The organism is Arcticibacter pallidicorallinus (assembly GCF_003002875.1).
GTDB classification, from domain to species: domain Bacteria; phylum Bacteroidota; class Bacteroidia; order Sphingobacteriales; family Sphingobacteriaceae; genus Arcticibacter; species Arcticibacter pallidicorallinus.
Genome location: NZ_PVTH01000003.1, coordinates 20410 through 46994 on the forward strand (window position 1 = coordinate 20410; position 26585 = coordinate 46994).

Genomic DNA, 26585 nt, shown 5'->3' on the forward strand with positions numbered 1-26585 from the left:
ATCCTAGCGTATCAGATTTATAGAACCGACTGTACGTCTCGGCCCGGTTTTATATTTCATCCCTTTCCATTCAGATCCTTCTATGAACCTGGCTTCGATTCTCCAGACATAAACACCTTGAGGTGCAGGTGAACCCCCAATATTTCCGTCCCATCCTTCCGTTGGAGTTCCCTGATCGTCCAGCTTATCTGTTTGCCAAATAAGCTGTCCCCATTTATTGAAGACCTTCAGTGAGTAGGTTGCTATTCCGGATCCCTTAGGGAGAAATGTCTTTAGATCCTGCTTCATGTTTGCTGGCTCAAATCCGCTGGGGACGTAGAGATAGCCGGGCACGCCCTCTATGCGGGCTACCTTTCTCAGGGTATCGGCACATCCGGCTTCGGTGGTCACGATCAAACTAACCGTATATTCTCCCGGTTCTCTGTAGGTATGTGAGGGGCTTTCTTCTGAAGATATCGAGCCGTCGCCAAGATCCCATTCATAGCGCTTGGGTTTTCCTTCACTGGTGTTTTTAAACGAAAAAGTGAAGTCCGGAACTTTGATAACATCATTCGGTAGGATTTCAAAGTTTGCAACCGGTGGCTGTGACACGGTGATGTATTGAGTTTGGACGGTTACGTCGTAACATCCAAACTCTCCGTAGGCCGTAAGCTTGACGTTATAAGGTGATTTCTCAGAAGTGTATCGATGCGTTGGATTCTTTTCTGTAGAAAACGTTCCGTCCCCAAAATCCCAGAGATAGCAACTTGCATTAATGGAGAGATTTTCGAAGGTCACACCCGTGAGAGAACAACCCTTCTGAACATCCGATGTAAAAGCGGCCTGTGGCAGGGCTGAGATCCTTATGGTACGCTTGAATACGTCACTGCATTGACCGTCGAAAGCAGTAAGCCGCAAGTAATAGGTGCCGGGTTTACCATAGATGTGCGCCGGTGAAGGATCTGTACTTAGCGGACTTCCATCGCCGAAATCCCACTGGTACCGGATTGCTCGTTCGCTTAGGTTCTTAGGTTTGACTTCCAGCTTCCCGTTACAACTCAGGCTGTCTGTAATCGTAAAATATGCCTCGGGTTTTGGATGTGTTCTCAGGATCTTATCAGTGGTATCCACCTTACATCCGTAAGTATTGGAAACGATAAGTCTTACCGAATAAGTTGTATCCTGAAGACTGGCAACGATAGTAGAAGGTTCTTTTTCGTTGGAAACAAGTTTCCCATTAAGATACCAGAGGAAACTGTCTGCATGTTCTGAAGTATTTTTGATATCAAGCGTTAAAGGAGCACAGCCGGGATTGGACTTCAACTCAAACCGAGCTACCGGTAGTGGATTATGCCTTATTACAACCTCGGTAGTATCAGAACATCCCAAAATATTCACGGCCACCAATTTTACTTTCGACACATAAGGCATCGATGAGCCGGCCGGTACAACAAAGCGATGGCTTAAGTTCTCCTGTGTCGAGATTGGCTTATCGTTAACTATCCATTTATAGGTAAGGGCTTCGGCACCGTCACCCGTTGATTTGTTAGTGAAGAGGATGGTCCCGGAAGTGCCGCATATTAAGGTGTCGGAAGCACTAAACGCTGCCGTAGGTTTCCCGACAACTTTAATTGTCCTCACCATGCTATCGATACATCCGGATTCATTATAGGCGAACTCAGTTACTTTATAGATTCCGGGCTTCGTGTAAATATGCTCTGCATTATAACCCGAGGCATTGTTATAGGGACTTTGAATGTCACCAAAGTTCCAACGTACGGTTGCTGCGTTTGAAGGTGTGGTAGTAACCTGCAGTTTGAACGGTACGCAATTCAGATTTGCGGAATTGCTTGTGAACAGCGCAACGGGAAGGGCTAATATTTTCACTTGCTGGCTGGAAACATTACTGCAGACGCTTCCGTCCGGATGAGACTGCAGGACTGTAAGCTTTACATTGTAGACTCCTTCGTTTAAAAATGTATGCTTGGGATTCGCCTCATTGCTTTTCGTTCCATCTCCAAAGTCCCAGGCATACGTGCTGGACGGAGTAGGTTGCGATTGAAACGTGACAGGATCATTTTTACAATATTGCTGACTGTCGAATGTGAACCTTGCATCTGGCACAGGATAGACGGTTATGGTTTCAGTTGTCACACCAGATGAACACCCGTTCGTCGCCAGCAAACTTACCTCGTAAACTCCGGGCTCTAGGAAAGTATGATCCAGGAATGCGGGCGATGTCGTTGTCGTCGTTTGACTTCCGTCCTTAAAGTCCCAATGGAAACGATTTGCTCCCAGAGAATTGTTATTGAACCTGACAGTGAAAGGAGCGCAACCAAACTTACGGTTCCCATCGACAACCAGCTCTGGTGTAACGGTATTTGGATAAACAACAATATTATGACTGGTGGTATCCGTTCCGCATTCATTCTCTGCAAGTAATGTTACTACGATGGTGTCTGTCTTTGTTACATAGAATGTATGCGTTAAAGAGGTATTATCGGTCGTTACTACCTTATCGCCGTCTCCGAAATCAAAAGTGTATTTGTTGGGGCCTCCTGCCGATTGATTGCTGAAATTTACGGTGAGAGGCGAGCAGCCTACCACAACGTCTGGGGAGAATACCGCTTTTGGTTGGGGACGTACAAGCACGGAATCGCGGTATTCTGTTGTCTCGCATCCGGAGTTGGCCCTAAGTGTGATAATATAAGTGGTGTCGCGATGTGCCGGATGGGGTTGAAATACGATTGCTCCTGGCTGAGCTTCGGTTGAAGTTTGCCCGTTTCCAAAATCCCATATATAATTTCCTCCTGCAATTGGTGTGGAGGTGTTTGTAAAACTCACGCTTAGAGGTCCACAGTCCTGAACTTTGTCTTTCGTAAAGGAAGCAACAACATTTTTGACGGTGTAAAACTCTTTCTCCAGGATGTCCTGCCCACATCCAAACTTACTTTTTGCGATTAGCTTGATGATGACTTTTTCGCCGTCCCTAACAATCGTATATCCGGGAAACTCTCTTCCCCTGCCTATCAGGACATCATCTGCATACCATTCAAAGTCGCCGTTGCGGTCTTCATATGGCTCCAGCATTATCGCCTTCTTCAAATCAAACGGAGTACATGAAATATAGGTGGTCGAAGAAAACTCGGCTTTAGCCAAAGGGTTAATAAGGATGCGTACAGGCTCACTAACGTTTTTTTGGGCGCCTTTACACAAAGCGGTAGTTACAATTCTTCTATACCAGGATGTATGCGTTAGAACAGGAGGAGCATAGTCTTTTTTTATTTCATCTGGAAGATCTGTCCAATCAGATCCGTTTTCACTGATTTGCCATTGAAAAAAGAAATTACCGTCGCCTCCGGTAGGAATCGTTCCTGCGATTACCGCAGAGGCTTCACCTAAGCACAGAACCTGATCTTGTGAGATGGAGTTATTAGCCACAGCTGGCTGCACCGTGATTTTTACAGAATTGCTGACGGATGAACATGGTCCTGATGTTATTTTCCGCCTTAAGTAAGAGGTGGCAGTAAAAACATTCGTGTAATCTTTCAGAACTGCAGCAGTCAGTAACGTCCAGTTTATTTCATCTGTACTGACCTCCCACGAGTATTGATAAGTCCCATTTCCCCCACTAAGTTGGTCGTTGAACAGTTGCACGTGCTGTCCGGAACACACTGTAGTCGTTCCTGTAATGGCATTCACAATAGCTGGGTAATTGAAAATTCTTACTTCGGCTATACTCGGATCACAGATACCGTTGGAGATACTCCACCTGAATACATATTCACCCGGTGATGCACCGCTGACCGTAGTCCGATAACCGGATGGATCATCAAGCCGGCATACTGGGCCGCTCACCTGAGTCCATGATCCGAGGCCTTTTTCAGCTTGGTTAGCGGTTAGAGAAAATTCAGTTTCATTGCATAGATACTGATCTGCTCCTACTTTGGCGATTGTTACGTTCGGAAGCACTTCTATCAGGAATTCCGAGGAACGGACCTCATCGCAAGTACCATTCCTGACTACTGCCCTAAACCGGCTGGTCTGTTGCGGAATGTGATTAGTGAGTTCTTCAGAAGAGACGTTTAAAGGAGTCCAGTCTCCTCCATCGGTTGACACCTCCCATCTAACTATGCTCCCCCTATGTCCGCTAACCTTTAGACGTACGGCATCCCCAATACAAACTCTCGATTTGGCACTTGTGATTTCGCCACCTATCGAAGGTTCATCAACTGTTATCTTTACTCCTTCAGTAAAAACGAATGTTTGGCACCCTCCGCCCTGAGTAATCTTTACTCTGTACCATGTTGTGCTGGCCAAAGCCGGTGCGGAATAGTCTGACAGAGTGACGCCCGGAAGATCATCGTAGCTTTTTCCATCCGTTGATATCTGCCATTGAAGAATATCGGCCGGAGAGTAACCGGAAAGCTTTAACAGTCCAGGTGAACTCCCCTTGCAAATAGAAAGAGCAACTGGATGGATCGTTCCTAAGGTTGGATAATCTACTACTGAAATGATCAGTTGGGCACTGCTCGTCTTGCATGACGCGTCGGCTGAGCTGGCGTCACTGGAGATGTTCCACTCGAGCTTGTAAACACCACCTTTAAGGTTACTTACCTTTGTCTTCGCCTGATTTGCATCTTCGAAGATTAGTCCCTCTGGACCCGATAACAACTTCCAGAAACCCTTCTCTCCGTTCGATATATCAGGCAGGTTCCCGGTTAGAACAGTATGGTTATTTGAGTTGTCTTTAAGGATACAGATTTCCTGCTTTTCACCTACGGTTGCTTGGGTAACAGGTTTGCGAACGGTGAGGGTTACCGCTGATCTCTCATCGGGACATGGGCTGACGCCAGAAATAACCCATTCCAATACATACGTTTTACCGGCCACAAGGTTACTCACCGTAGCGTTATGCGCATGGTTATCCGGAGAAAATGAAAGCTTGCTCAGCGGGTCAGAATCCCTCCATGTTCCTGTGAAATGTCCGGCATCATTTGCGTTCAGCTTATATGAGGTTTCATTACACAATATCTGACTTTCTCCGGCTTTGGATTCTGGAGTCGGGTCGTTGACGACGATCTCTATTTCCGGACTTACCACTTCACATTTTCCATGGCTTTTAGCTATACGGCGGTACTTGGTTGTTGCGATTGGAAATACTTCTATGTTTTCTTTTGTACCGTTGACTACAGGTGTCCAGACGCCCATAGTGCCGACTAACTGTTCCCATCTGAACGTATACTTAGCCGAATGAACACTGCTTGCTCCTCCAGTTAATAATGCTGTCGTTAGTTTCACAGCTTCGTTTTTACATGATATCAGTCTGTCGGCCTTTATCGTGTTTTGGATCGCTGAGATAACTTCAATGGAAATTTTATCAGGTTCACTACGACATATACCATTGGATATTTCCCAGGTAAACTCATAATGGGCGCCGGTTTGTAATCCAGCTATTGTAGCGTCGTGCCTGTTTGCATCATCAAACGAAACCGTGGGACCAGCAGTTTGCTTCCATAACCCAGAGCCAACTTCAGGTCTGTTGCCCTTTAGCGTAAATGTTGTCGTGCCTTCACACAAGATTTCATTCTCACCTGCATAGGGTTCAGTAGGCAACGGGAGAATCTGAACACTTGTAACCGACGACGACGCTTCAGAGCAAGATCCACTTTTGACTATCGCACGAAATTGTGTCGTGAACTTAAGTTTACTATAGCTATAACTTGTTGCAGTCGACTGAATCAGATTCCATGTATGCCCGTCGTCTGTTGAGCTTTCCCATCTCACAACATTCCCGGTGTGACCGGTCAAATCTATCTTTCCACTTTCAGAAGTTACGCAGTAGGTGGCTGCTCCGGATGTAGTACCACCCTTTGTTTCCGGATCGACATCTACAACAAATATCTCAGATTTAACTACAGAGGAACATCCGGCAGCTTGACCCAAGCTGGCCACATTTACTCTGAAAAACGTCTTTTTACTTATAGGGAGGAAAGCGTATTCTTCCAAGGTATGGGATATTCCTGTCCAGGTGATTTGGTCTGTTGACGATTCCCAGCTCAGGATCTTTCCCGAATAATCAGTTAACTTCAACGTTCCTCCATTGCCAACACAAACACTTTGACTACCCGATAATTGTCCGCCTACAGGTTTTGCATAGACTTCTAAGGTCATATCATCAAACTCATCGCAACCGGCATCATTACTTATTGTCCACCGCAAATGGTAAGTGCCAGGAATAAGGCCAGAGATAATGGCGTTGGGACTTGCTTCTCCACTAATGAACGCATTTGGAGGACCGTCTACTACGCTCCACCTTCCGGACTCTTGAGGTTGAGGTGTATTTCCCTTCAGTTGGAAGGTTGTCTGGTGCTCTCCCGGAATATTATCGCAGACAAAAGCATCCGCACCTGCGTCTTTAATAATCGGTCCATAAAGGGTGACCATTCTTGTCTCAGTAACCGGATGGTCGCATTCGCTATTGTAAGTTACACTCACCCTATAAACTCCGGAAGCATTAAAGGAGATAATCGGAAAAGGATCAGACGCTCCATGTTCCTCGAAATGATAATCGCCGCCGCTGACTTCCCACTTGTAAATTTTATTTTTCGCGAACCCCGTATAGGTCGGTTTGAGGTTTTTGTCTTCGGCAAAATTGACGATGACCGGATAATCGCGGCAATACTTCGGATTGATATCAGGCAAAGCAACAGTTAAGGGGCCGGCCACGGTAAACGGCTTTTCAAGGATAAGAGTCTTGCAAGAATTGGTCGATTCAAGACGAAGTAAATAGTCTCCTGGAACAGAAATCTCAATACCTGGATGCAAATCTTCCCGTGACCCTAAAAATTTGACGCCGTCTAAAACTTCTGTTCCCGTTGCAGCGTCCATAATCTTCCAGAGCCAGGCAATGCCACATGATCCCTTCACTTTAGTTTTATTTTCTAAGGACATCCTCACGGGGCTGGATCCGGATAGATAACAATCGGCTGACTGCGTAAAGCTAAAGTCAAGCTCAGGATCAGCCTCAATGCATATGTCTGAAATCTTTTCGGAGGGAGGGCAGCTATTATTGCTTGCAACAAGCTTTACACTGTACACGCCGACTTCTTTAAAACGATATGAGAGGTTAGTTTCGTCAGAAATTAATTTCCAGGAACTTTCTGGTTCAGATTTTTTCTTTACATACCACAGATAAGAGGTGTAGTCTGTACAAGCTGTACCTTCGGAATTCTCGGACATTCCTGGAATAGTTTCGTTTATAATAGTAACAGGTTCGTTCAAACAGCCGCGTCCTCCGGATATATCAAAACTTGCAACAGGAGCGCTGAAAACTTTTGAATACGTTTGTATTGGAAAGCTAGCCCCTGTACAGAAGGGAGCATTGACAGATATGCTCACCTGATAGGCGTTATAGACTGGCTGATTAGGGTTAGCGACTGGTTGATTACAAGATGGTTTACTGTACTTATGGCTGGCAATTCCGTTTAAGGCAATTAGTTCGCTCTGACTGATCAGATCTATATTGCCATCGCCCCAGTCGAATTGATACGCCAATCCGGGGTAGTTTGTTAAAATGCTTCCCTTATTAGATGAGGACGGGATACCTATATTCATGGAAAACTTAACGGATCCCGTATCTTCGGCATCCGCGTTTGAAATACACGCCGTCTGTGCACCCTCTGACTGCAGGCTATTGTTATTAGTCGAACTCAAGATGACGTAGCTTTTTGTTGAGACTACCCCTTCTCTTTCAGACCTAAATGTTGCGGTGTAATAGCTGTCTTTCAGTTTAAGTGTCTGGAGATTTGATTCCTCAAAATCAAACTGTAGATTTGGCGTGCCGGTATTATAATCGTCCTTTAATACACCGGAGAGACTCGCATTTGGAGCTGTTGAGTTTCTAACTACAAGTTCCTGATAATCTTTGCCTTTATCCTTGATATTCGAGCAAAAGCCCCATATCTGATCTACCACCAAAACTCTACTATTATCTGATGGGGCGACATGAATGACAGGGGCTACCCCTCCGACAATTTTTATGGGCGTATTGAGTACTTTATGTGGGATATCCCCTGAGTTCTTAACCTCAATTTTTAATCTATAAAAACCACTTAATATGCCCTCGGGAATCTTTCCGTTTACAAACGTTGCAAAATGACTTTTAAATACTCCGATCGGATCTGACGCAATAAAATTTCCATCCCTATCAGACAGATATAACTCGAACACACATCCCTTCTTAAAACTTCCACTTAAACTAATAGGCACAGAGATGTCACTCCCTGGCCCATAAGGACCAGAATCCACCTCTCCTATCGTTATAACCTGAGCGGTGGCTGAAAAACTTATTAGAATTAATAAAAAAACAAATAGTCGGTTTAAGAAGAATTTCCTATACATAGTAGGACTTGGGATGGCCGTTTATAGCCGATAAGTGCTGCTTGATTATAAAACTGCATAGATAGTCAGCCCCAAGATTACTTGTCCCACAATGATTGCCAACCATACAAACCTGCTCTCCTTCGATGATAAAGGAACTCCGTCATTTTCGTCCAGAGCATGCGCCGGCACTTCGCTTAAGTCATGAAAGAATTTTTTCCTTCCTTCCGAAGATTGATTGAAACGCGCTTTCTTTCCTGATGCAGCTGTACTTATGTATTCAGGGAGTGCATGTGTTTGCGGATGACTGGTTATTAGGTTCATAAAATAAGTTCAAGCTACAATAGTACCCAAAGGAATACTCTCAAAATATGATGTAAGTCATCATTAAATGTGATATATTTTTAACTAATAGATAAAAGTTTAAACATCATTATACATTTCTTCCCATTAGCGTGGATTAATGCACGGTTACCAGAATAGAAGACAAGGAATGGGAATGGGAATGGGTAAAATGGCCCGAAACTTAGAAATAATAGTGCGAGGAAGTGGACTAAGATGAATTCTTCAGGAAAATCTTATAAAAGCAAAAAGCTCCTTAGACATATATCTAAGGAGCTTTGGTGGAAGCTACTGGGTTCGAACCAGTGACCCTCTGCTTGTAAGGCAGATGCTCTGAACCAGCTGAGCTAAGCCTCCATTTCCTCGCCTTGTTCGGTTTGGGATTGCAAATATATCATCCTCTGCACAGTTTCCAAAGAATAAATTAAAAAAATATTTATAAGGCTGACTTACAGGTATTTTGTTATTTCCGTGGAGAGCGGTTCAACCTTTGATCGGAAACGATGAATCAGCTTACCGTTCTCATCGATAAGAAACTTCTCAAAGTTCCACTTAATATCGCCTGTAAAATCCGGGTTGTCAGTGTTAGTTAGATACTTAAATAAAGCAGCCTGTCCCTCGCCTTTAACTGTTACTACATCACTTAGAAGGAAGCTGACACCATAATTGGCCTCGCAAAATTCTTTTATCAATTCAGTTGAGCTTAGCTCTTGTTTGAAGTCATCTGCGGGAAAACCGATCACTACCAACTTATCTTTGTACTGTTTGGAAAGGGTTTCTAATCCAGCATATTGCTTGGTATAACCGCATTTCGACGCAGTATTAACGATAAGGATCTTTTTGCCCTTAAAGGCCTTAAGGTCAATATTCTTCCCGTCAATCGACTGTATCTTGAAGTTGTGAACCGACTTTGGCGGTGCAAAGAACAGCGTCATGAAAAGTAAAGCTAATATCTTCATTGTATATAATATTTAAAATTTCTACGACATTAAGAAAGATACTTACCTACAAGCGGCATTCTTCTTCCCATACCAAACGCTTTAGGTGACACTCTAAGTATCGGAGCTGTCTGATATCTTTTAAACTCAGCCATATTTACCATTTTGAGGGTTTTTCTAACTAATTCCGCCTCAAACCCTTGTGCTATAATCTCTTTAGAGCTCTTTCTCAGCTCAATATACTGGTAAAGAAATGCATCCAATGTATCATAGTCTGGCAACGAATCGCTATCTTTCTGATCAGGTCTCAACTCTGCTGAAGGAGGTTTTACGATACTGTTTACAGGAATAATTTCACGATCCCGATTGATATACTCAGCTAACTTATAAACCTGCGTTTTGTAAACATCACCGAGCACGGAGATGGCACCTGCCATGTCTCCATATAACGTTCCATAACCTACAGCACACTCGCTTTTATTAGAGGTATTCAGAAGTATGTAACCAAACTTATTCGAAAAGGCCATCACCACTATTGCTCTGCTTCTTGCCTGAATATTCTCCTCAGTCGTGTTAAACGGAAGTCCTTTAAATGCAGGTTTAAGCATGCTTTCAAAGGCATCTGTAGCATCTTTGATCGCAATAGTATAATGTTGGCATCCCAGGTTATTGACCAGACCCATAGCGTCACTAACCGAATGATCGGTCGAATACTTCGACGGCATCAGAACCGCCATTACATTGTCGGGACCAAGAGCCTCGGCTGCCAACGCACATACTACGGCTGAATCGATCCCCCCGGAAAGGCCAAGAACTGCCTTACTGAATCCCGACTTACCAAAATAATCTTTGATACCCAAGAGTAATGCTTGATGAATCTGCTCTATGTCAGAAGGAGGCTGATAGCTTATTGGCTCTAATCCCTGGATTTCTCCGTCGTTAAATTCAAATATCCGGAAGTCTTCTTCAAAATACTTCATATGATGAAGCAGGTTGCCTTTTTTATCAAATGCGAACGATCCTCCATCGAAGACTATTTCCGTCTGCGCACCTACCTGGTTAACATACAGCAGCGGAAGCTCATACTTTTTGCAATTCTCGCTCAAGACCTTTACCCGATTATCATCATGCACGTATGAAAAGGGTGAAGCCGCAATATTGAGCATTAAAGAAGGCTTCTCTTTGATAAGCTCATCCATCGGTGACATCAAATACAATGGATTATCCTTCATATTCCACAAGTCCTCACAAATGGTGAGGGCGATGCGGAGCCCCTTAACTTCAATACATTTGAATACTAGCCCAGGCTCGAAATACCGATACTCGTCAAATACATCATAATTGGGCAACAGGGCTTTATTTACTTTTGATACCACCCGTCCATCTTCCATTACATAGGCCGAGTTGAAAAGATCCTTACCCTCTAAACGATCATTGCGTGTCGGTGCTCCAAGCACACAGACGATCCCCGTACAGGCTTTGGCAATCCGATTGACAGACTCTTCACACAGGTCTATAAACTCTGAAAACTCAAGGAAATCTCGCGGCGGATATCCACAAACAGCCAGCTCTGCAAAAGCAACTAAGTCGGCGCCCTCCGATTTGGCTTTGTTAATTGACTCAATAATTTTTGTGGTATTTGCTTCGAAGTTGCCTATATGATAGTTTAACTGCGCAAGAGCTATCTTCATGTGTATGAGTTTTAAACGTGGTAAGTAAGGGTTCTAGAAAAAGACACCAAGTGTTAAGGCGACGTATGAATTCTTTAATTTTTCGCCTCGCTTGTTCATCGTGGTAAAACCATTGTTATAGGTAACACCTGTTATAACATTTAAGTTTCCGTTAACTTCCCATTCTACACCGGCGCCCGCAATCATACTAAGTCTGAAGAAGTTAACCTCTGACGAAATATCAACATCATTTTTCTTAGGAATGCCAGGTCCTTCGCTGATATCCCCCTTCGCGCCAATTTTAAATCCTGTACCTAAGCCAAACTGTCCGTAATAACGTCCCATAGTTGTCGGTGCACTTTTCAGCTTTAATGTAAGCGGAACTTCGATGTACCGAACCTTGTAATTTATTGAGTTCAGATCAGAAGCAGCAGGACTGTTGACAGATGTTATGGTGAATCCCGAGGCAAAGTAGTAATTGGAGCTAAAGGCAAAGTCTGCCAATACACCGTACGCAATACCCGCGCTAGTGCCATCTCCCGGAGAACCCTCTCCTGTGACCCATCCCAGGTTCGGCGAAACCGTAAAGCCAAGCTGTGTGTTGTCTCCCGCAATTTGGGCCGAAGAAACAAAGGGCAGTAAGAAGCATACCAGCGCAAAAAAAAGATTTTTCATATTTTCGTTTTTCTCATTTAAACTATGTCCTGCAAAAGCATTGTCCAAATCTACTTGTTTTTTTTTACAGCGTTAATTTTAACGAGCTGCCAGAATAAAAAAGCAGTTGATGTAAGCCACATAGATGTCGACATCCGCATCGAACGGTTTGATCAAGACCTGAAGACTCTACAACCCGACAACATTACTAAAAGGTTGCCTGTTTTAGAAAAGAAATATTCTACATTTTATCAGGATTACATGGAGCAAATGCTAAGTGCCGGAAGCACTTCGGACACTGCATACTATGCCAATATGCGTTTGATACTTACAAACGACGACTTCCACGCACTAAAGACTGAAGTTGGCGCTGCATTCAAAGATCTTAGTAACAAAGAGGGTGAACTCCGCGACGCGTTCAAACATATTAAATACTTCTACCCTGACGTTCAAATACCGCGGATTATATCCTTCTACTCTGGCTTCACGGTTCAGGTTCCCTTAGGCAAAAACTACCTGGGAATAGGTCTGGACATGTTTTTAGGAGCTGATTCCAAATTCTACCCTGCTTTACGTCAGAGCATACCACAATATATCTCGAGACGATTTACTCCTGAGAATATCACTCCAAGGCTTATTGAGACCTTTGTGAGAGAAGAGATGTTTCCGGAACCGGACGACTTAAATTCGCTCCTAGACAGGATGATTTACAATGGCAAAGTGATGTATTTCATGCAATCCGTGCTTCCCGAAGTGCCTGATTCTCTCATCATTAACTACACATCTGATCAGCAGCAATGGGCAGAAAATCATCAGTCGGACATCTGGGGCTACTTTCTTGAGAATAACTTGTTATATGAGAGCGACTACATGAAGATACAGAAGTTCCTGACGGAGGCTCCGTTTACTCCGGGTATAGGAAACAGGAACGAATCCGCTCCGAAGCTCGCATTATATACGGGATGGCAAATCATAAGGGAATATATGGAAAGGAACCAAAATGTAGATCTGCCGGCACTTATGAAAAACACCGATTACCAACAGATCTTAACCGATTCCCGGTATAAGCCCTAATTTACCGTGCCTAAACTTGTAATTGGGTTGATAGTAGTTTTTCCATCTGATCCGTACCCTCCAGAGTATACTCTTCCATTTGCCAGCTGTCCCAAAGGCCTACCAGGGGATCCTGACCTGATCTGTCCGAAGATAACGGCAAGATCAGACTGTGGGTTAGTACGATACCCCCCGCCGCGATTTTCAATTTCAATATAGGCAGACTGCTTCGAAGTCTGGATTTGGGGTGTAACACCTGAAGACAAATAGTTTATAACCACGTTTCCGCCATTTCCGTTATCAAATTTCCGATTAGCAGATTTCGCATCTTGCCCTGCCACATTGATAGTGAGATTTTTGAGCGCGGCGAAGTTTATATTTAGTTTGATATTGGTTCCGTTATTCCTCCCATCATTACCTCCTATCCATGCTCCTTTTTCAATAACAGCATGGCGGACGACCATCTGCGCTTCCTTCTTGTTGAAGAAACTGATCTTAGCGCCGGGACGCATAACAAGTGTATCTATAAACACAGATACACTTGAGTCCCTCGAGGAAAATTCATATGATTCTCGCTTGTCGATTACAAGCTTCTTTATTTCGATAACTTTCGGTTTCAGCTTAGTTTGAGAACCAGCAAGAAACGGGGCAAGCAGGCCCATCAATACTACTAATCGCTTCATCATAAAATCATTAACGATTAAATGATGCAGTTCGTTTAGTCATTCCATAAACATGGAAAATAAAAGTTGTTTTTTATTGAAGCACCTTGTAAACTGCTCTTAAGCATATACCGACTCCCACAACGAGAATCAAATTGGAAACAGCGTCAATTAGCGACCAATCCCCAAAAAAACGTAGAAGTACACCTATCATGGTGATGATGATACCAATGGTTAATAATTGGTAATGAGCCGGATTATTCGCGTTGTCGTTTTGTTCGCCTAGATTACGGGTAGTTCTGTCTGTATTTTCCATTCTTTTATAATGCTGTGCTAAGTTACAAACTTAGATAAAATAAATCTAATGCTTTCTACAAAAGGGTCAAACCAGCTTGAGTTCGTCGAGCCTTTCGTTTATAAATGCCATTTCATCCACAGAGATTTTGACGTTGACCGCTCTCGCGTTTTGAACTGCTTGCTCAGCATTCCTGGCTCCCGCCAGGGCAATCGTTATACCAGGCTTGTCTACCGTCCACCTGAGCACCAACTGTCCTAAGCTCACACCTTTGTCCTCAGCTATTGGTTTAATGCTCTCCAGAAAAGCATTTACCAAGACTATATTGGCGGCCTGATAATACTTCAGATCGGCCCGATGGTCGCCGGCAGCGAAAGTATGTCCCGGTTTAATCTTTCCAGTCAGCAATCCTCGCTCAAGAGGACTGTATGCGATTATAGATCTTTTATTGGCAAGCGCAAAGGGAATGACGACCTCTTCTATACCTCTGTTTACCATACTGTAGGGAACTTGATTGGATACCAGTCCCGGTGCTTTCATTGCTTCGGCCATTTGCACTTCGTCATAATTACAAACGCCGGCATAACGGACCTTGCCTTGCTCGATTAAACGCTGCACGGCCTCCATACTCTCACTAATAGGCGTAGTGATATCCGGCCAGTGTATTTGATACAAGTCAATATAATCAGTACCTAACCGTCGAAGACTATCCTCACATTCTTTGATGATACTGTCTTTTCCCGCATACTTATAAACATTTATTGCCTCACCTTGGTTGTTTTCAGACTTGAATCCAAAATCCCCTTTCTTCAAATCCCACCTCATCCCATACTTGGTCAGTATTTGTACCTTATCTCTGGGGATCCCTTTAATAGCTTCCCCTACGATCTCCTCACTAAGACCCTGACCGTAAATCGGAGCCGTATCTATTGACGTTACGCCTTCCTCATAGCAGGCACGGATCGCCTTTACCGATTCGCTTCTCTCCGTTCCTCCCCACATCCAGCCTCCGGCAGCCCAGGCACCGAATGTAATTACCGAAACTTCCAGATCTGATTCTCCCAATTTTCTAAATTCCATATTTCCAATTTCTGTGTTAACAACGCCAGGGAAAATAAGTTTAGCGGATGATATTTGATCTGACGAGTGTCGCACTCATACAATGATCTGCGTATTAAATTACTAATAGTCCTGTTTATAACTAGTTGCAGGTTCTTAGTACGATCCATGATAGCGAAAAAATCTCTTTTATTTCTGATACTCGGCTTGGCCTTATCCGGCTGCCGGATAGACGATACATTGTGTGAGGCAGCAGACTGCATCGCTCCAGTGGTCACACTTAAAATAAAACTCGTTGATAAGGTTAGCAATGTCAATTTGCTTAGCAGAAACAGCTCTTTCAAACTTTCAGACTTAACTATCACCAGCACAGCCTACAGTTCAAACCTGGCGTTAAAAATAGACAGCACGGAACTGAACAACAGGTATGTCACCATTTTATCCTCAGGCACGGAGACATTTACCGTAAAATATAAAGACTCCGCACCAGATCAGATAGACATCCGTTCAAAACTAGTAAAAAGCGGCTGCTGTAAAATACTGAATGTTCAATCGATAACACTCAATGGCAATCCCGTGTGTCCAAAATGCAGCGGGGTGGAGGTAATTGAAATTCGCAAGTAGTAAAAGTCTATCCATGAAAAAGGTCCCAACGCATCACGCTGGGACCTTTTTCATGAATATTATACTCGTATTAACCGTTTGAAAGTGCTGCAGCACCACTTACTATCTCTGTAAGCTCTGTTGTAATAGCAGCCTGACGGGCCTGATTATACGATAACTTTAGTGATCTTAAAAGCTCTCCTGCGTTATCTGTAGCCTTATCCATTGCAGTCATACGCGCTCCATGCTCAGAAGCATGAGAATCAAGCACTGCCTTATATAATTGAATCTTAATCGACTTCGGAATCAAGCTGCTCACAATCTCCTCCTGAACGGGTTCCAGTATGTAATCAACTTTAGATCCCACCGATCCCTTCCCAACAGTCGGAGCTGGCTTCGGCAATGGCAGTAACTGCTCTGCTGTCAGAATCTGCATCGCTGCGTTTTTGAACTGATTGTAAACGACTTCAACACGATCGTAGTCTCCGTTAACAAATCCGTCCATGATAGACTGCGTTACAGTAGAAACGTTCGCGAATGACAGATCTGCAAATAGTTCGGAGTGATTTCCAATCGTTTTGTATTTACGGCGTTCGTAGAAATCCTGCCCTTTCTTTCCAATAGCTAAGATGCTTACATTACCATTGCGAAATTGTTCAGCATACTTCTCTGCAATGAGAACATTGGCAGTTTTGATAGCATTCGCATTAAACGCTCCGGCTAGGCCTCTGTTTGAAGATACTACAACAATTAACACCCGAACAGGTTCACGCTCCTGGATGAATGGAGAATTTGAGTTCTCAAGACTTGCAGATAAATTGCCCAGAATGTCCTTTAATTTAGTTGCATAAGGACGCATCTGAACAATTGCATTCGTAGCCCGCTTAAGCTTAGCAGCAGATACCATTTTCATGGCCTTTGTAATCTGCTGAGTTGAACTTACAGACGCAATCCTGTTTCTTACTTCTTTTAAATTAGCCATTTTTTAAAATTTAAACTTTAAGTCCAGAAGAACAAAAAGTACTTCTGAACTTAAGAGCACGAACTAGTAGTTCGCAGCAAGTTCTTTTGCTACAGTTTCAAGAACTCCGGTAATAGAATCATCGAACTTTCCAGCCTTCAGGCTTTTCAACACCTCAGGGTGTCTTACTTCCAGTTGCTGTGTATATTCCGCTTCAAATTGTTTCACCTTGTTCACAGGCACCTGACGCAACAGACCTTTAGATCCGGCGTAGATGATCGCTACCTGTTTTTCAACAGACACTGGTGAAAACTGACCTTGCTTCAAAATTTCAACGTTCCTCGCACCTTTATCAAGTACCGCTTTCGTAGCAGCATCAAGATCAGATCCAAACTTAGAGAATGCCTCAAGCTCGCGATACTGAGCCTGGTCAAGCTTCAAGGTACCAGCAACTTTCTTCATTGACTTAATCTGCGCATTACCTCCAACACGAGACACAGAAATACCCACGTTGATCGCCGGTCTCACACCCGCATTGAACAAGTTAGACTCAAGGAAGATCTGACCGTCGGTAATCGAAATAACGTTTGTAGGGATATATGCCGATACGTCTCCTGCCTGAGTTTCAATAATCGGAAGCGCAGTTAAAGAACCACCACCTTTTACGACATCTTTAAGAGATTCCGGGAGATCATTCATATCTCTTGCAATTGCATCAGATGAGTTGATCTTAGCAGCACGCTCCAATAGACGGCTATGCAGATAGAACACGTCACCAGGATATGCCTCGCGGCCCGGTGGACGACGAAGTAACAGCGATACCTCACGGTAGGCTACTGCTTGTTTTGACAAGTCATCATAGATAATCAATGCCGGACGTCCTGTATCACGGAAGAATTCACCGATTGCAGCACCTGCAAATGGCGCGAAAAACTGCATTGGAGCAGGATCAGCAGCAGAAGCGGCAACAACAATAGAGTAAGCCATTGCACCGTTCTCCTCAAGGGTACGAACGATATTTGCAACAGTTGAATTTTTCTGGCCAATAGCTACGTAAATACAATATACCGGCTTTCCTTCTTCGTAGAATTCTTTTTGGTTGATGATGGTATCGATACATACAGCTGTCTTACCAGTCTGACGGTCACCGATAACCAACTCTCGCTGACCGCGACCGATAGGAATCATCGCGTCGATAGCTTTGATACCCGTCTGAAGAGGCTCAGTTACAGGCTGACGGTAGATTACACCCGGAGCTTTACGCTCAATTGGCATTTCATAGGTCTTTCCTGTGATAGGTCCTTTTCCATCGATTGGCTGACCTAATGTATTAACAACACGGCCAAGCATTCCATCTCCAACTTGAATAGAAGCGATCCTTCTGGTGCGCCTCATCGTATCACCTTCCTTTATCTCATCGTATGCACCAAGCAATACAACACCCACGTTGTCTTCTTCAAGGTTCAAAACAACACCTTGTAACCCATTGTCAAATTCAACCAGCTCACCTGATTGAACTTTGGTTAGTCCGTAAACCCGGGCAATACCATCGCCCACCTGCAATACGGTACCTACTTCTTCAAGTTCAGCCTCTGATTTAAAGCCTGACAATTGCTGACGCAATATTGCCGAAACTTCATCTGGTCTTACCTCTACCATAGTTTTATATTAAATATTTTGTTTTTAACTCTGTTAATTATAATGCCTGTAATACTTGTCTGCAATCGGATCAAACCACCTTTTGTATGAACTCTTTTTTGAGTTTGCTTAAACTGCTGGAAATACTCGCATCAAACTGCTTGTCGCCAACCGTTAGCACAAATCCACCAATGAGGTCAGGTTCTACAAGTGTCTTAAGCAAAACCTTCTTTTGTGTTGCTTCCTCCACTACCCGTTGCACTTCGGCCTTATTTTCATCTGTCAGCGGGATCGCTGATACGATCGAAGCTTTTATCACCCCATTGATCCTGTTGTAGCCGTTTACAAACTCTTTGGCTGTTTCATACAGGACTTCTGCACGCCCTTTGCTGATCACTATCTTGAAAAAGCGAATAACAATCTCATTAACGGATGGGCTGAACACTTCCTTAACAATCGAGAATTTTTTATCCGGACTAATAATCGGATTTCTCAAGACAGCCTTTAACTCAGGCGTCGCCTTTAAAACAGCTAAGAAAGACTCCAGATCAGACTTTATGGCGTCAAGTGTATTTCTCTCCTGCGCCAGGTCAAGTAATGAATTTGCGTACCTTGATGCTACTTGTATTTCAGACATCTTATGTTATGATTTGGAAAGCTAATTAATTTAACTTTACTTCTTTTAATAGATCAGAAACCAATGCTTGCTGCTTGTTCCGGTCTTCAAACTGATTACGAAGAATCTTTTCAGCGATTTCTATGGAAAGCGTTGCAACCTGATCCTTCACTTCATTAAGAGCGGCAACCTTCTGGCTATCGATTTCCTGCTTCGCCTTTTCTATCATCTTTGCACCTTCAGTTTGGGCACTAGTACGGGCTTCAGCAACAATCTTATCTTTTAATTCTTTCGCTTCTTTTAAAATCAAATCACGCTCAGCACGTGCTTCTTTTAATAAACTTTCGTTCTCATTGGTAAGGCGCGCCATCTCTTCCTTGGCTTTTTCAGCAGATGCAAGTGCATTCTCGATGAACCGCTCACGTTCTGAAATCATTCCAAGGATCGGCTGCCACGCTAGTTTTTTCAATATGATAAGCAGTAGCAGGAACGCTACAGATGCCCAAACTACAAAACCGAGGTGGTGATTAAGTATTCCCTCAAATAATTCTCCCATTTTCTATCAATATTTTTTTGATTGCAAAATACAAGGACCGGAAAATAACCAATCGTTAATCTCCGGTCCTTAGACCGAAGTCCCTTGTTTATTGAGGATTGTTACCCAATAAAGCTACTACCACACCAAACAAAGCAACACCTTCAACAAGGGCTGCAGCGATGATCATAGCAGTCTGAATTTTAGAAGCAGCTTCTGGCTGACGAGCAATACCTTCCATTGCTTTACCACCAACCTGACCAATACCGATACCTGCACCGATTACCGCTAAACCTGCACCTATTGCAGCAATTGAACCTACCATAATTGTATTTATTAAAATTTAAAAAAAGTTTCTAATTAATGGTGATGCTCATCAACCGCCGTTCCAATGAAGAGGGCCGTTAGCATCGTAAAAATAAAGGCCTGTAAAAACGCTACCAGAAGCTCGAGTACGTTCATGAACAATACAAACGCAACCGATACAGGCGCTATAGCCAGGGACTTGAAAATGAAAATAAGGGATATTAAACTCAAGATGATGATGTGACCGGCTGATATGTTGGCATAAAGACGGATCATCAATGCAAACGGCTTGGAAATAACACCGATAAGCTCAACAGGAATCATAATCGGATACAACCACCATGGCACATCAGGTAGCAAAATATGCTTCCAGTAGTACTTGTTACCATTCAGATTCACAACAAGCAAAACAATGAATGAAAGTACAAATGTCAGAAATATGTTCCCCGTTACATTCGCTCCTCCCGGAAATATCGGAATCAATCCTAACAAATTGTTGATCCAGATAAAGAAGAACATGGTCAACAACAAAGGCATGAATTTAGCGTACTTGTAGCCGATATTTGGAATAGCGATATCGTCTCTTACAAACATAATGAAAGGCTCGATAACAGACTGTAATCCCTTAGGTGCCTTACCTTGTCTTTTCTTATAAGAAGATGATACCGATGTGAAGATCAAAATAAGTACAATAACCGCGATCCAGAGAGATGCAATATTCTTTGTAATCGAGAAGTCGTATATCTTTGATGAAGCCTCTTTGTCAACGTTTCCTTGTGCGTCTACAACAAACAACTTATCTTCAATAAGCTTATAAGTATAATGGGTTCCCTCGTAGGCATCCTCTCCATGGTGAAACTTTGCAGACGAAAAAGCCTCCACACCTTTATCCGTAATAATAATAACCGGCAATGGTAGCGACGTGTGTCCCCACAAATGCCAATAATGTGAGTCAGCAATGTGCTCCATGATAGCCTTGGTAGGGTCAAACTTTTCTTCCCCATGACTGTTTTCTACATGCTCAACACCTGGGATGTGGCTATCGCTTTCGACGGTAGAACTTGCTGCAGAGTCACTGGTGTGATGCTGAGCTACTAAAGAGGGACTAATACTGAAGAGAGTGAAAAAAAAAGCGCAAACTACAAAGAGTCTAACTTTTCCTGAACTCAAAATACGCGTAGAGATCATCTAATTGGAGATTTTACTATTTATTTTGGTGGGCGCAAGTTAAGTAACAATGATTTAACTTCAAAGGCAGTAAATAAGAAATATAAAGAAAAAAACTCCAGGGCGAAGAATGTACCGTTTACCCGGTGTTTTTGAAGGTAAATGACCACAAATAATAAACTGACTATCAGTTTAATAAATATAGCGGCCATAAGTACATAAACAGACAATTCACCTCCCGTTTTGATTCCGGCGTACGAAGCTATATATGCTACTATTGTAAGGCCGGCGAGGAAGCCGAAGATCAACCAGAATTGAGGTACAAGAAGAGAGTAATACGCATCTAACGCCAATGCAAGAACCGATGCGGCGATAAGTACTCCGCAGAACTGAAATAGAAATTTTTTAATGCTCAATTTTTGTTTTTGTTTACTGATCGTATGACCAAATACATGGAAGCACATACCCCGACAAGACTAAGAAATGCTGTAAATATAGGCGTACCACTGTCGCGGCCCTCATCAATCTGGTAGCCGATGAACGCAAATATCCCAATTACCGCAATCATTTGAAACCCCATACCCGAATAGTAGGCATAACTGTTCAATGCTCTTTTACCTTTGTCTTTATCTTCTTTTTCGTCCGATGGCTTCAACTTGGATCTTTTAGGTTGTCGACTAGGGATCAAAATTAGTAAATCATTTTCCTATTATCGTCGTAATCTCTTTTGTTTTTATTGCCTCACCACAATCTGATTCTGGATAAAATATTGTAAAATTGCTCCTTACGCAAAATGATATCTCCAATTGGATAATCGCCGTTCCTCTCTGCTTTCTTGTTTGCTCTCCTTCCTGATGCTGATGGCTGCGGGGTGTGCTTCCAGCCAAAATCCGACTTTGCAAAATGTAACGGCCCGGTTTAATATCCTATATAATGCTGAAAGGTTGCTGGATGATTACTTAAAAAGGGAAGATGTCTTTATTGCGGACGATTACACCGAACTTTTACCGGTTTTTAGGAAGCTAAGAAACGATACAGACACTCAGCTTCTGGACTCTGTAATTTTTAAGGCCAATAAAATTATCAATAGTAAAGCGCAGAGCGATTTCCTGAACGATGCATACTTCCTGATTGCCGAAGCTAATTTTCTAAAAGGCAACTTTTTCGATGCTGCGGAATTTTACACCTATGTCTACGCTAATTTTCCCGGCGAACAGGACTTAGCCCAGCGCGCGAGGATCAACAAAGCGCGGGCCCTGCTGTCCCTGAACAACGTTCGGGGAGCGACCGCAATGCTAGACACTGCACTGAAGTATGACAGGATATCTGAAAATACTAAGGCCGATCTTTTTGCATTAAAAACGCAGATCCTAATTTCACAAAACAGATTCGAGGAGGCCGAACTGAGCCTCAGCCAAACGCTTTCTGCCAGACCTCCGAGGTCAGGCAAACAACGATGGACCTTTCTACTGGCTCAGTTGCATGATAAGAACAATAAGAAAAGTCTGGCTTTACGCAACTATAAAAAGCTCAAAAAAAACATCGCACCTTCAGTACTGAACTTCTACGCAGATGTAAAGCAGTCGGCCATACATAATGAAATCTATCAAAGGGATGTTGATGTCATTACTCAATTGAAAACACTTTTAGAGAATGACCTGTACGTAGATTTTAAAGACCGCATACTTTACATGATAGGAAAAGTGCAGGAACAGAGGCATCTGACAACAGACGCCTTGATAAGCTATAAAAACTCGGTAAGGGCAAGCCTGCCAAATAGCGATCAGAAAGGTCTTGCCTACAACTCCCTGGCCGATATCTATTTCACAAGCGGACTTTATAAACCCGCACTTTCATACTACGATAGCAGTCTGGCTTCTCTTCCCCCTTCCCATCCCCGATATGCAGACATCAACAAAAAAGGGGAAAGTCTCCGTCATCTTGCGGACAAATTCGAAGCGGTAAATTTTGAAGAAGCTCTTCAAAGAATTGCGGAACTGCCTGAAGATGGGCGGCAACAAGCAATTACAGAGCTAATCCGGAAAAGAAATGAGGAAGAAGCGGAACATCTGACTTCGAGTATATTGCTGGAAAGAGACACAGAGCCCGGGCAGACCGACTTCTTCTATTTCAACAATCCAAGAGCGCTAAGACAGGGAGCTCTTGAGTTCAGGGAGAAGTGGGGAAGCAAACTTCTGAAGGACGGCTGGCGGTACGAGATCTCCGGAACCTCAACATCAGAACTCATACCATTACCTGCAAACGCTGCGCAAGGAAATGAAGCTACTGCTACCCATCCAGAAACTACTCGAAGATTTGAAGATTACTTGAATAATCTTCCACTCAGCCCAGATGCGATCAAAGCATCAAACGAACGAATCGCAGCCTCTGTATACGAAATCGGAGTATTTTATCTTAACAAACTGCATGATGATTATCAGGCCTCTGCCAGCTTTGAAAAGTTGGCGGGTCGTTTTTCAGAAACGAGTTACGCTCTTCCCGCATATTATCGCTTGTACTTAATGAAACGTAAAACCGACTCCGCATCGGCCAGGAGATACGAACAAATCATTCTTACAAAGTATCCGGAATCTGAAATTGCCAGCACAATCCGGTATGCTTCGTCTCCACTTAAAGATAATTCCCCGGATGCAGCTTACACGAATATCTACAACCTTTTCGCCAACAAACAGTTCGAAGAGGTTATTAAGCAGGTTGAAGAAGAACGTAAAACCAAAGAATCAGATATTTTCGCCCCACAACTCGACTACTTCTACACCATCTCCATGGGGCATAATCAAAACCCGCGCGCATTCGAAGATTCCCTTTTGTCGTTTACCTCCAAATATTCCCAGGACTCACTTGTAACACCACTCGTTCGACAGCATATCGAATATATTAGATTAAACAGAGAATCTTTTTCGCAAAGATCAGTTGCCCTGTTAGTCGATGAAGAGAGCGCATCCGGACACAGCCCTACAGAACTTTCCATTGACCAGACACTCCCTGAAACCAGGAAAATCGACCCGCTGCCCCAGACACCCGATATGCATGCCGATGTTCAACATGCTACTCCATCGCCGGAAGCTGCTATAGCCCCCCGTACACCTATACCGCATTATTTCGTGATAAACATCCTCAGCGCAACAGCAAATCTAAGCCCATCACGGTTTGCAATAGGGCAATTCAACCGTTCCAGATACCCGGGAGTTGCAATAAAACATCAATTAAAAGTGGTGAATAAAGAAAATCAACTGATATTTGTAGGTCCCTTCCAGGATAAGGAAGAAGCCGTGTCATATGAAGCCCGAATTCTTCCTATGATGAAAGAAATAATGAAGATACCTGCGGAGAGGTATAACACCTTTATTATTTCCGGGGAGGGGCTCGGTCAATTGAATACGCGTGAGCAAATTCAATCGCACATAGAACATACTACTAAGAATATTAAGTAATCATATGCCACAAAAAAAGACTTCACTTACAAAGCAGGAGATCACTAAATACACCATAACATTCTGGAAAATAGTCATCGGTGCTATCGCCTTCGGCATCATCCTTATATTTAGTATCGGCCTCGGGCTTTTTGGCAAACTACCATCTTTCAGAGATCTTGAAAATCCGAAGAGCAACCTCTCATCAGACGTCATCTCGGATGACGGAGTCGTCCTCGGCTCCTACTTTGTTCAAAACCGGTCGAACGTCCGTTATGACGAGATCTCTCCAAACGTCATTAACGCCCTTATTGCAACAGAGGATATCCGCTTTTACAGCCACTCCGGTATAGACTTCAAACGAATCTTCACCATTGTTTTTTACAACCTGATGGGAAATAAGCAAGGTGCGAGTACGATCACTCAGCAGCTGGCGAAAAACCTTTTTCCGCGCGAGGGTGTCAACGGATTCTTCAGCATTGTAATTGTCAAATTTAAAGAGTGGATCATCGCATTAAAGCTCGAAAGAAATTATACCAAAGAAGAGATCATCACCATGTATCTAAACACGGTCGACTTTGGATCTTACAACAGTTTCGGCATTAAATCTGCTGCTCAGACTTATTTCAACACGACTCCCGACAAGTTAAATCCTGAGCAGGCTGCTGTATTGATCGGTATGCTGAAAGGTCCCTCATGGTATAACCCTGTACGTAACCCGGAGCGGTCTCTTGCCAGAAGAAATACGGTTCTTGAAAACATGGGAAAGGCAGGATATCTCTCAGACCCTGAAACAGAAGAATTGAAACAAAAGCCCCTTGTTCTGTCTTTCAAGGCTACCCATCACTTTGATGGATATGCAGCCTACTTCAGGGCGGTGCTAAAAAAAGAAATACAAAAAATCTTTGAAGATCAAGAGATCGTAAAAGCCGATGGCACACCCTATGATCTGGATCGCGACGGATTGAAAATCTACACAACAATCAACGCCAGAATGCAGAAGTACGCCGAGCAGGCTCAGCGGGAATATATGAAGACTCTCCAGACTGACTTCAACAGGGAATGGAAGAATCGCAACCCGTTTATGGGCGAGGCTGCTAAACTGCTTAAAATCGGCATGATGAGGTCTGACCGCTACCGCCAGCTTAAAGACGAAGGCATCTCTGAAGAGGAAATAACGAAGAACTTCAACACACCCGTAAAGATGTCCATTTTCTCCTGGAATGGCGAGGTAGAAAAAACCATGACCCCAATGGACTCCATCAAATATTACAAGCTGCTGCTCCGCAATTCCATGATGTCCATGGAACCGCATACCGGATTTGTCCGCGCATGGGTAGGAGGAATAAGCTTTGAGCATTTCAAGTACGATCAGGTAAAAACGGGTGCGCGCCAGGTCGGTTCTACTGCAAAACCTTTTACCTACGCTGTCGCTATAGAGAATCAGGGATATTCTCCTTGCTATATGGCCCCCAATGAGCCGGTAGAAATTGAAGGATACAGACCCCGAGCTTATAAACCAATACCCGGCTATATTTCATTAAAAACTGCGTTGGCATACTCTCAGAACTATGTTACCGTATTCCTGATGAAGCAAGTCGGCGCTACAGCAGTCTCCACGCTGATAAAAAAGATGGGTATTACCACCGACGTACCTGCCTATCCCTCCATTTCCCTGGGAAGCTTCGAGGCCTCTGTGTACGACATGGTAGGTGCTTATTCAGCGTTTGCCAACCAGGGCATCTGGACAGAGCCTACCTACCTGACCCGCATTGAAGATAAGAACGGAAATGTCCTGTATGAAAGAAAGGCGAGAGTTGTGGTTGCCCTAAACCCGCAGACGGCATACGCTATTACAGATATGCTGAAAGAAGTCGTAGATAGAGGTACAGGCCGACGTCTGAGAACGAGATATAACCTGACAAATCCAATCGGCGGTAAGACCGGAACCACGCAGAACAATTCTGATGGATGGTTTATCGGCATCACCCCTCAGCTGGTAACCGGGGTGTGGACAGGAGCTGAAGACAGAGCTATCCACTTTGCCAACACCAGCCAGGGCGGGGGAGCAAACTCAGCCTTGCCAATCTTTGGCTTGTATATGAAAAAAGTGTATGCAGATCCGACGCTGAAATATACCAAAGGAGATTTCGAACCTCCAAAAGGGGGAAGTACCATAACCTTGAACTGTGATGCTTATACAAAAAAGCCAAGTAGCGACTCTACAACAACGACCGCACCTGCTGTTGAACCTGTAGTTCCCGTCACTGAGCCGGCTCCATAAAGTGCTA

At 43.6% G+C, this 26585-nt stretch carries 19 protein-coding genes and 1 tRNA gene; 4 read left to right on the forward strand and 16 right to left on the reverse strand.

Annotated features, from left to right (window positions below):
- Positions 1 to 3 precede the first annotated feature (3 nt).
- The 6 genes from B0I27_RS05060 to B0I27_RS05085 form a co-directional block, all read right to left on the reverse strand.
- A complete protein-coding gene (locus B0I27_RS05060) occupies positions 4 to 8211 on the reverse strand; it encodes a PKD domain-containing protein (RefSeq protein ID WP_181276711.1) in 8208 nt (2735 codons plus the stop codon).
- Positions 8212 to 8427: 216 nt separating this feature from the next.
- The gene (locus tag B0I27_RS05065; protein WP_106292139.1) at positions 8428 to 8685 is read right to left on the reverse strand and encodes a hypothetical protein; all 258 of its coding nucleotides are present in this window, start codon (positions 8683 to 8685) and stop codon (positions 8428 to 8430) included.
- A gap of 297 nt (positions 8686 to 8982) precedes the next feature.
- A tRNA-Val gene (locus B0I27_RS05070) sits at positions 8983 to 9060 on the reverse strand.
- A 92-nt stretch (positions 9061 to 9152) separates the two neighbouring features.
- A complete protein-coding gene (locus B0I27_RS05075) occupies positions 9153 to 9662 on the reverse strand; it encodes a glutathione peroxidase (RefSeq protein WP_106292141.1) in 510 nt (169 codons plus the stop codon).
- 29 nt (positions 9663 to 9691) lie between these two features.
- On the reverse strand, positions 9692 to 11332 hold the full coding sequence (locus tag B0I27_RS05080; protein ID WP_106292143.1) for an NAD+ synthase: 1641 nt from the start codon (positions 11330 to 11332) through the stop codon (positions 9692 to 9694).
- A 33-nt stretch (positions 11333 to 11365) separates the two neighbouring features.
- On the reverse strand, positions 11366 to 11986 hold the full coding sequence (locus tag B0I27_RS05085) for an outer membrane beta-barrel protein (protein WP_106292145.1): 621 nt from the start codon (positions 11984 to 11986) through the stop codon (positions 11366 to 11368).
- 24 nt (positions 11987 to 12010) lie between these two features.
- Here B0I27_RS05085 and gldB point away from each other — a divergent pair, with 24 nt between their 5' ends.
- On the forward strand, positions 12011 to 13039 hold the full coding sequence (gldB, locus tag B0I27_RS05090; protein ID WP_106292147.1) for a gliding motility lipoprotein GldB: 1029 nt from the start codon (positions 12011 to 12013) through the stop codon (positions 13037 to 13039).
- Here gldB and B0I27_RS05095 read toward each other — a convergent pair.
- The gene (locus B0I27_RS05095; RefSeq protein WP_146133092.1) at positions 13036 to 13704 is read right to left on the reverse strand and encodes a hypothetical protein; all 669 of its coding nucleotides are present in this window, start codon (positions 13702 to 13704) and stop codon (positions 13036 to 13038) included. The genes gldB and B0I27_RS05095 overlap by 4 nt on opposite strands.
- 358 nt (positions 13705 to 14062) lie before the next feature.
- Positions 14063 to 15055 carry an aldo/keto reductase gene (locus tag B0I27_RS05105; protein ID WP_106292153.1) on the reverse strand — a complete coding sequence of 331 codons (993 nt, stop codon included), beginning with the start codon at positions 15053 to 15055 and terminating at the stop codon, positions 14063 to 14065.
- A 147-nt stretch (positions 15056 to 15202) separates the two neighbouring features.
- Here B0I27_RS05105 and B0I27_RS05110 point away from each other — a divergent pair, with 147 nt between their 5' ends.
- Positions 15203 to 15658 carry a hypothetical protein gene (locus tag B0I27_RS05110; protein WP_106292155.1) on the forward strand — a complete coding sequence of 152 codons (456 nt, stop codon included), beginning with the start codon at positions 15203 to 15205 and terminating at the stop codon, positions 15656 to 15658.
- Positions 15659 to 15728: 70 nt separating this feature from the next.
- On the opposite strand, the gene atpG is transcribed toward B0I27_RS05110, so the two are convergent.
- From atpG to B0I27_RS05150, 8 genes are all read right to left on the reverse strand, one after another.
- Positions 15729 to 16619 carry an ATP synthase F1 subunit gamma gene (gene atpG / locus B0I27_RS05115; RefSeq protein WP_106292157.1) on the reverse strand — a complete coding sequence of 297 codons (891 nt, stop codon included), beginning with the start codon at positions 16617 to 16619 and terminating at the stop codon, positions 15729 to 15731.
- Between the two features lie 63 nt (positions 16620 to 16682).
- Positions 16683 to 18257 (reverse strand): F0F1 ATP synthase subunit alpha, encoded by a 1575-nt coding sequence (gene atpA / locus B0I27_RS05120; protein WP_106292159.1) that lies wholly within the window; start codon positions 18255 to 18257, stop codon positions 16683 to 16685.
- Between the two features lie 70 nt (positions 18258 to 18327).
- The gene (atpH, locus tag B0I27_RS05125; RefSeq protein WP_106292161.1) at positions 18328 to 18873 is read right to left on the reverse strand and encodes an ATP synthase F1 subunit delta; all 546 of its coding nucleotides are present in this window, start codon (positions 18871 to 18873) and stop codon (positions 18328 to 18330) included.
- A gap of 25 nt (positions 18874 to 18898) precedes the next feature.
- Positions 18899 to 19408: a F0F1 ATP synthase subunit B gene (atpF, locus tag B0I27_RS05130; RefSeq protein ID WP_106292163.1), complete on the reverse strand. Its 510-nt coding sequence runs from the start codon at positions 19406 to 19408 to the stop codon at positions 18899 to 18901.
- Positions 19409 to 19496: 88 nt separating this feature from the next.
- A complete protein-coding gene (atpE, locus tag B0I27_RS05135; protein WP_106292165.1) occupies positions 19497 to 19712 on the reverse strand; it encodes an ATP synthase F0 subunit C in 216 nt (71 codons plus the stop codon).
- A 35-nt stretch (positions 19713 to 19747) separates the two neighbouring features.
- Positions 19748 to 20881, reverse strand: coding sequence for a F0F1 ATP synthase subunit A (atpB, locus tag B0I27_RS05140; RefSeq protein WP_106292167.1), 1134 nt, complete (start codon positions 20879 to 20881; stop codon positions 19748 to 19750).
- Positions 20882 to 20901: 20 nt separating this feature from the next.
- The gene (locus B0I27_RS05145; protein WP_106292168.1) at positions 20902 to 21276 is read right to left on the reverse strand and encodes a hypothetical protein; all 375 of its coding nucleotides are present in this window, start codon (positions 21274 to 21276) and stop codon (positions 20902 to 20904) included.
- Entirely contained in the window at positions 21273 to 21515 is a 243-nt protein-coding gene (locus B0I27_RS05150) for an AtpZ/AtpI family protein (protein ID WP_245925438.1), read from the reverse strand. Before B0I27_RS05150 ends, B0I27_RS05145 begins: the two co-directional genes overlap by 4 nt.
- Before the next feature lie 205 nt (positions 21516 to 21720).
- On the opposite strand from B0I27_RS05150, the gene porW reads away from it, so the two are divergent.
- On the forward strand, positions 21721 to 24315 hold the full coding sequence (gene porW / locus B0I27_RS05155; protein ID WP_146133093.1) for a type IX secretion system periplasmic lipoprotein PorW/SprE: 2595 nt from the start codon (positions 21721 to 21723) through the stop codon (positions 24313 to 24315).
- Between the two features lie 4 nt (positions 24316 to 24319).
- The gene (locus B0I27_RS05160; RefSeq protein ID WP_106292170.1) at positions 24320 to 26578 is read left to right on the forward strand and encodes a transglycosylase domain-containing protein; all 2259 of its coding nucleotides are present in this window, start codon (positions 24320 to 24322) and stop codon (positions 26576 to 26578) included.
- The last annotated feature ends 7 nt before the right edge of the window (positions 26579 to 26585 follow it).

What these genes read in the sequence shown, in the direction of transcription:
- B0I27_RS05065 (WP_106292139.1), bottom strand. Translation starts at nt 8,685, where the DNA reads ATGAACCTAATAACCAGTCATCCGCAAACACATGCACTCCCTGAATAC.
- atpG (WP_106292157.1), bottom strand. Translation starts at nt 16,619, where the DNA reads ATGGCTAATTTAAAAGAAGTAAGAAACAGGATTGCGTCTGTAAGTTCA.
- B0I27_RS05160 (WP_106292170.1), top strand. Translation starts at nt 24,320, where the DNA reads ATGCCACAAAAAAAGACTTCACTTACAAAGCAGGAGATCACTAAATAC.
- B0I27_RS05110 (WP_106292155.1), top strand. Translation starts at nt 15,203, where the DNA reads ATGATAGCGAAAAAATCTCTTTTATTTCTGATACTCGGCTTGGCCTTA.
- atpA (WP_106292159.1), bottom strand. Translation starts at nt 18,257, where the DNA reads ATGGTAGAGGTAAGACCAGATGAAGTTTCGGCAATATTGCGTCAGCAA.
- porW (WP_146133093.1), top strand. Translation starts at nt 21,721, where the DNA reads ATGGCTGCGGGGTGTGCTTCCAGCCAAAATCCGACTTTGCAAAATGTA.
- atpF (WP_106292163.1), bottom strand. Translation starts at nt 19,408, where the DNA reads ATGGGAGAATTATTTGAGGGAATACTTAATCACCACCTCGGTTTTGTA.
- atpH (WP_106292161.1), bottom strand. Translation starts at nt 18,873, where the DNA reads ATGTCTGAAATACAAGTAGCATCAAGGTACGCAAATTCATTACTTGAC.
- B0I27_RS05095 (WP_146133092.1), bottom strand. Translation starts at nt 13,704, where the DNA reads ATGATGAAGCGATTAGTAGTATTGATGGGCCTGCTTGCCCCGTTTCTT.
- atpE (WP_106292165.1), bottom strand. Translation starts at nt 19,712, where the DNA reads ATGGTAGGTTCAATTGCTGCAATAGGTGCAGGTTTAGCGGTAATCGGT.
- B0I27_RS05080 (WP_106292143.1), bottom strand. Translation starts at nt 11,332, where the DNA reads ATGAAGATAGCTCTTGCGCAGTTAAACTATCATATAGGCAACTTCGAA.
- atpB (WP_106292167.1), bottom strand. Translation starts at nt 20,881, where the DNA reads ATGATCTCTACGCGTATTTTGAGTTCAGGAAAAGTTAGACTCTTTGTA.
- gldB (WP_106292147.1), top strand. Translation starts at nt 12,011, where the DNA reads ATGTCCTGCAAAAGCATTGTCCAAATCTACTTGTTTTTTTTTACAGCG.
- B0I27_RS05075 (WP_106292141.1), bottom strand. Translation starts at nt 9,662, where the DNA reads ATGAAGATATTAGCTTTACTTTTCATGACGCTGTTCTTTGCACCGCCA.
- B0I27_RS05105 (WP_106292153.1), bottom strand. Translation starts at nt 15,055, where the DNA reads ATGGAATTTAGAAAATTGGGAGAATCAGATCTGGAAGTTTCGGTAATT.
- B0I27_RS05085 (WP_106292145.1), bottom strand. Translation starts at nt 11,986, where the DNA reads ATGAAAAATCTTTTTTTTGCGCTGGTATGCTTCTTACTGCCCTTTGTT.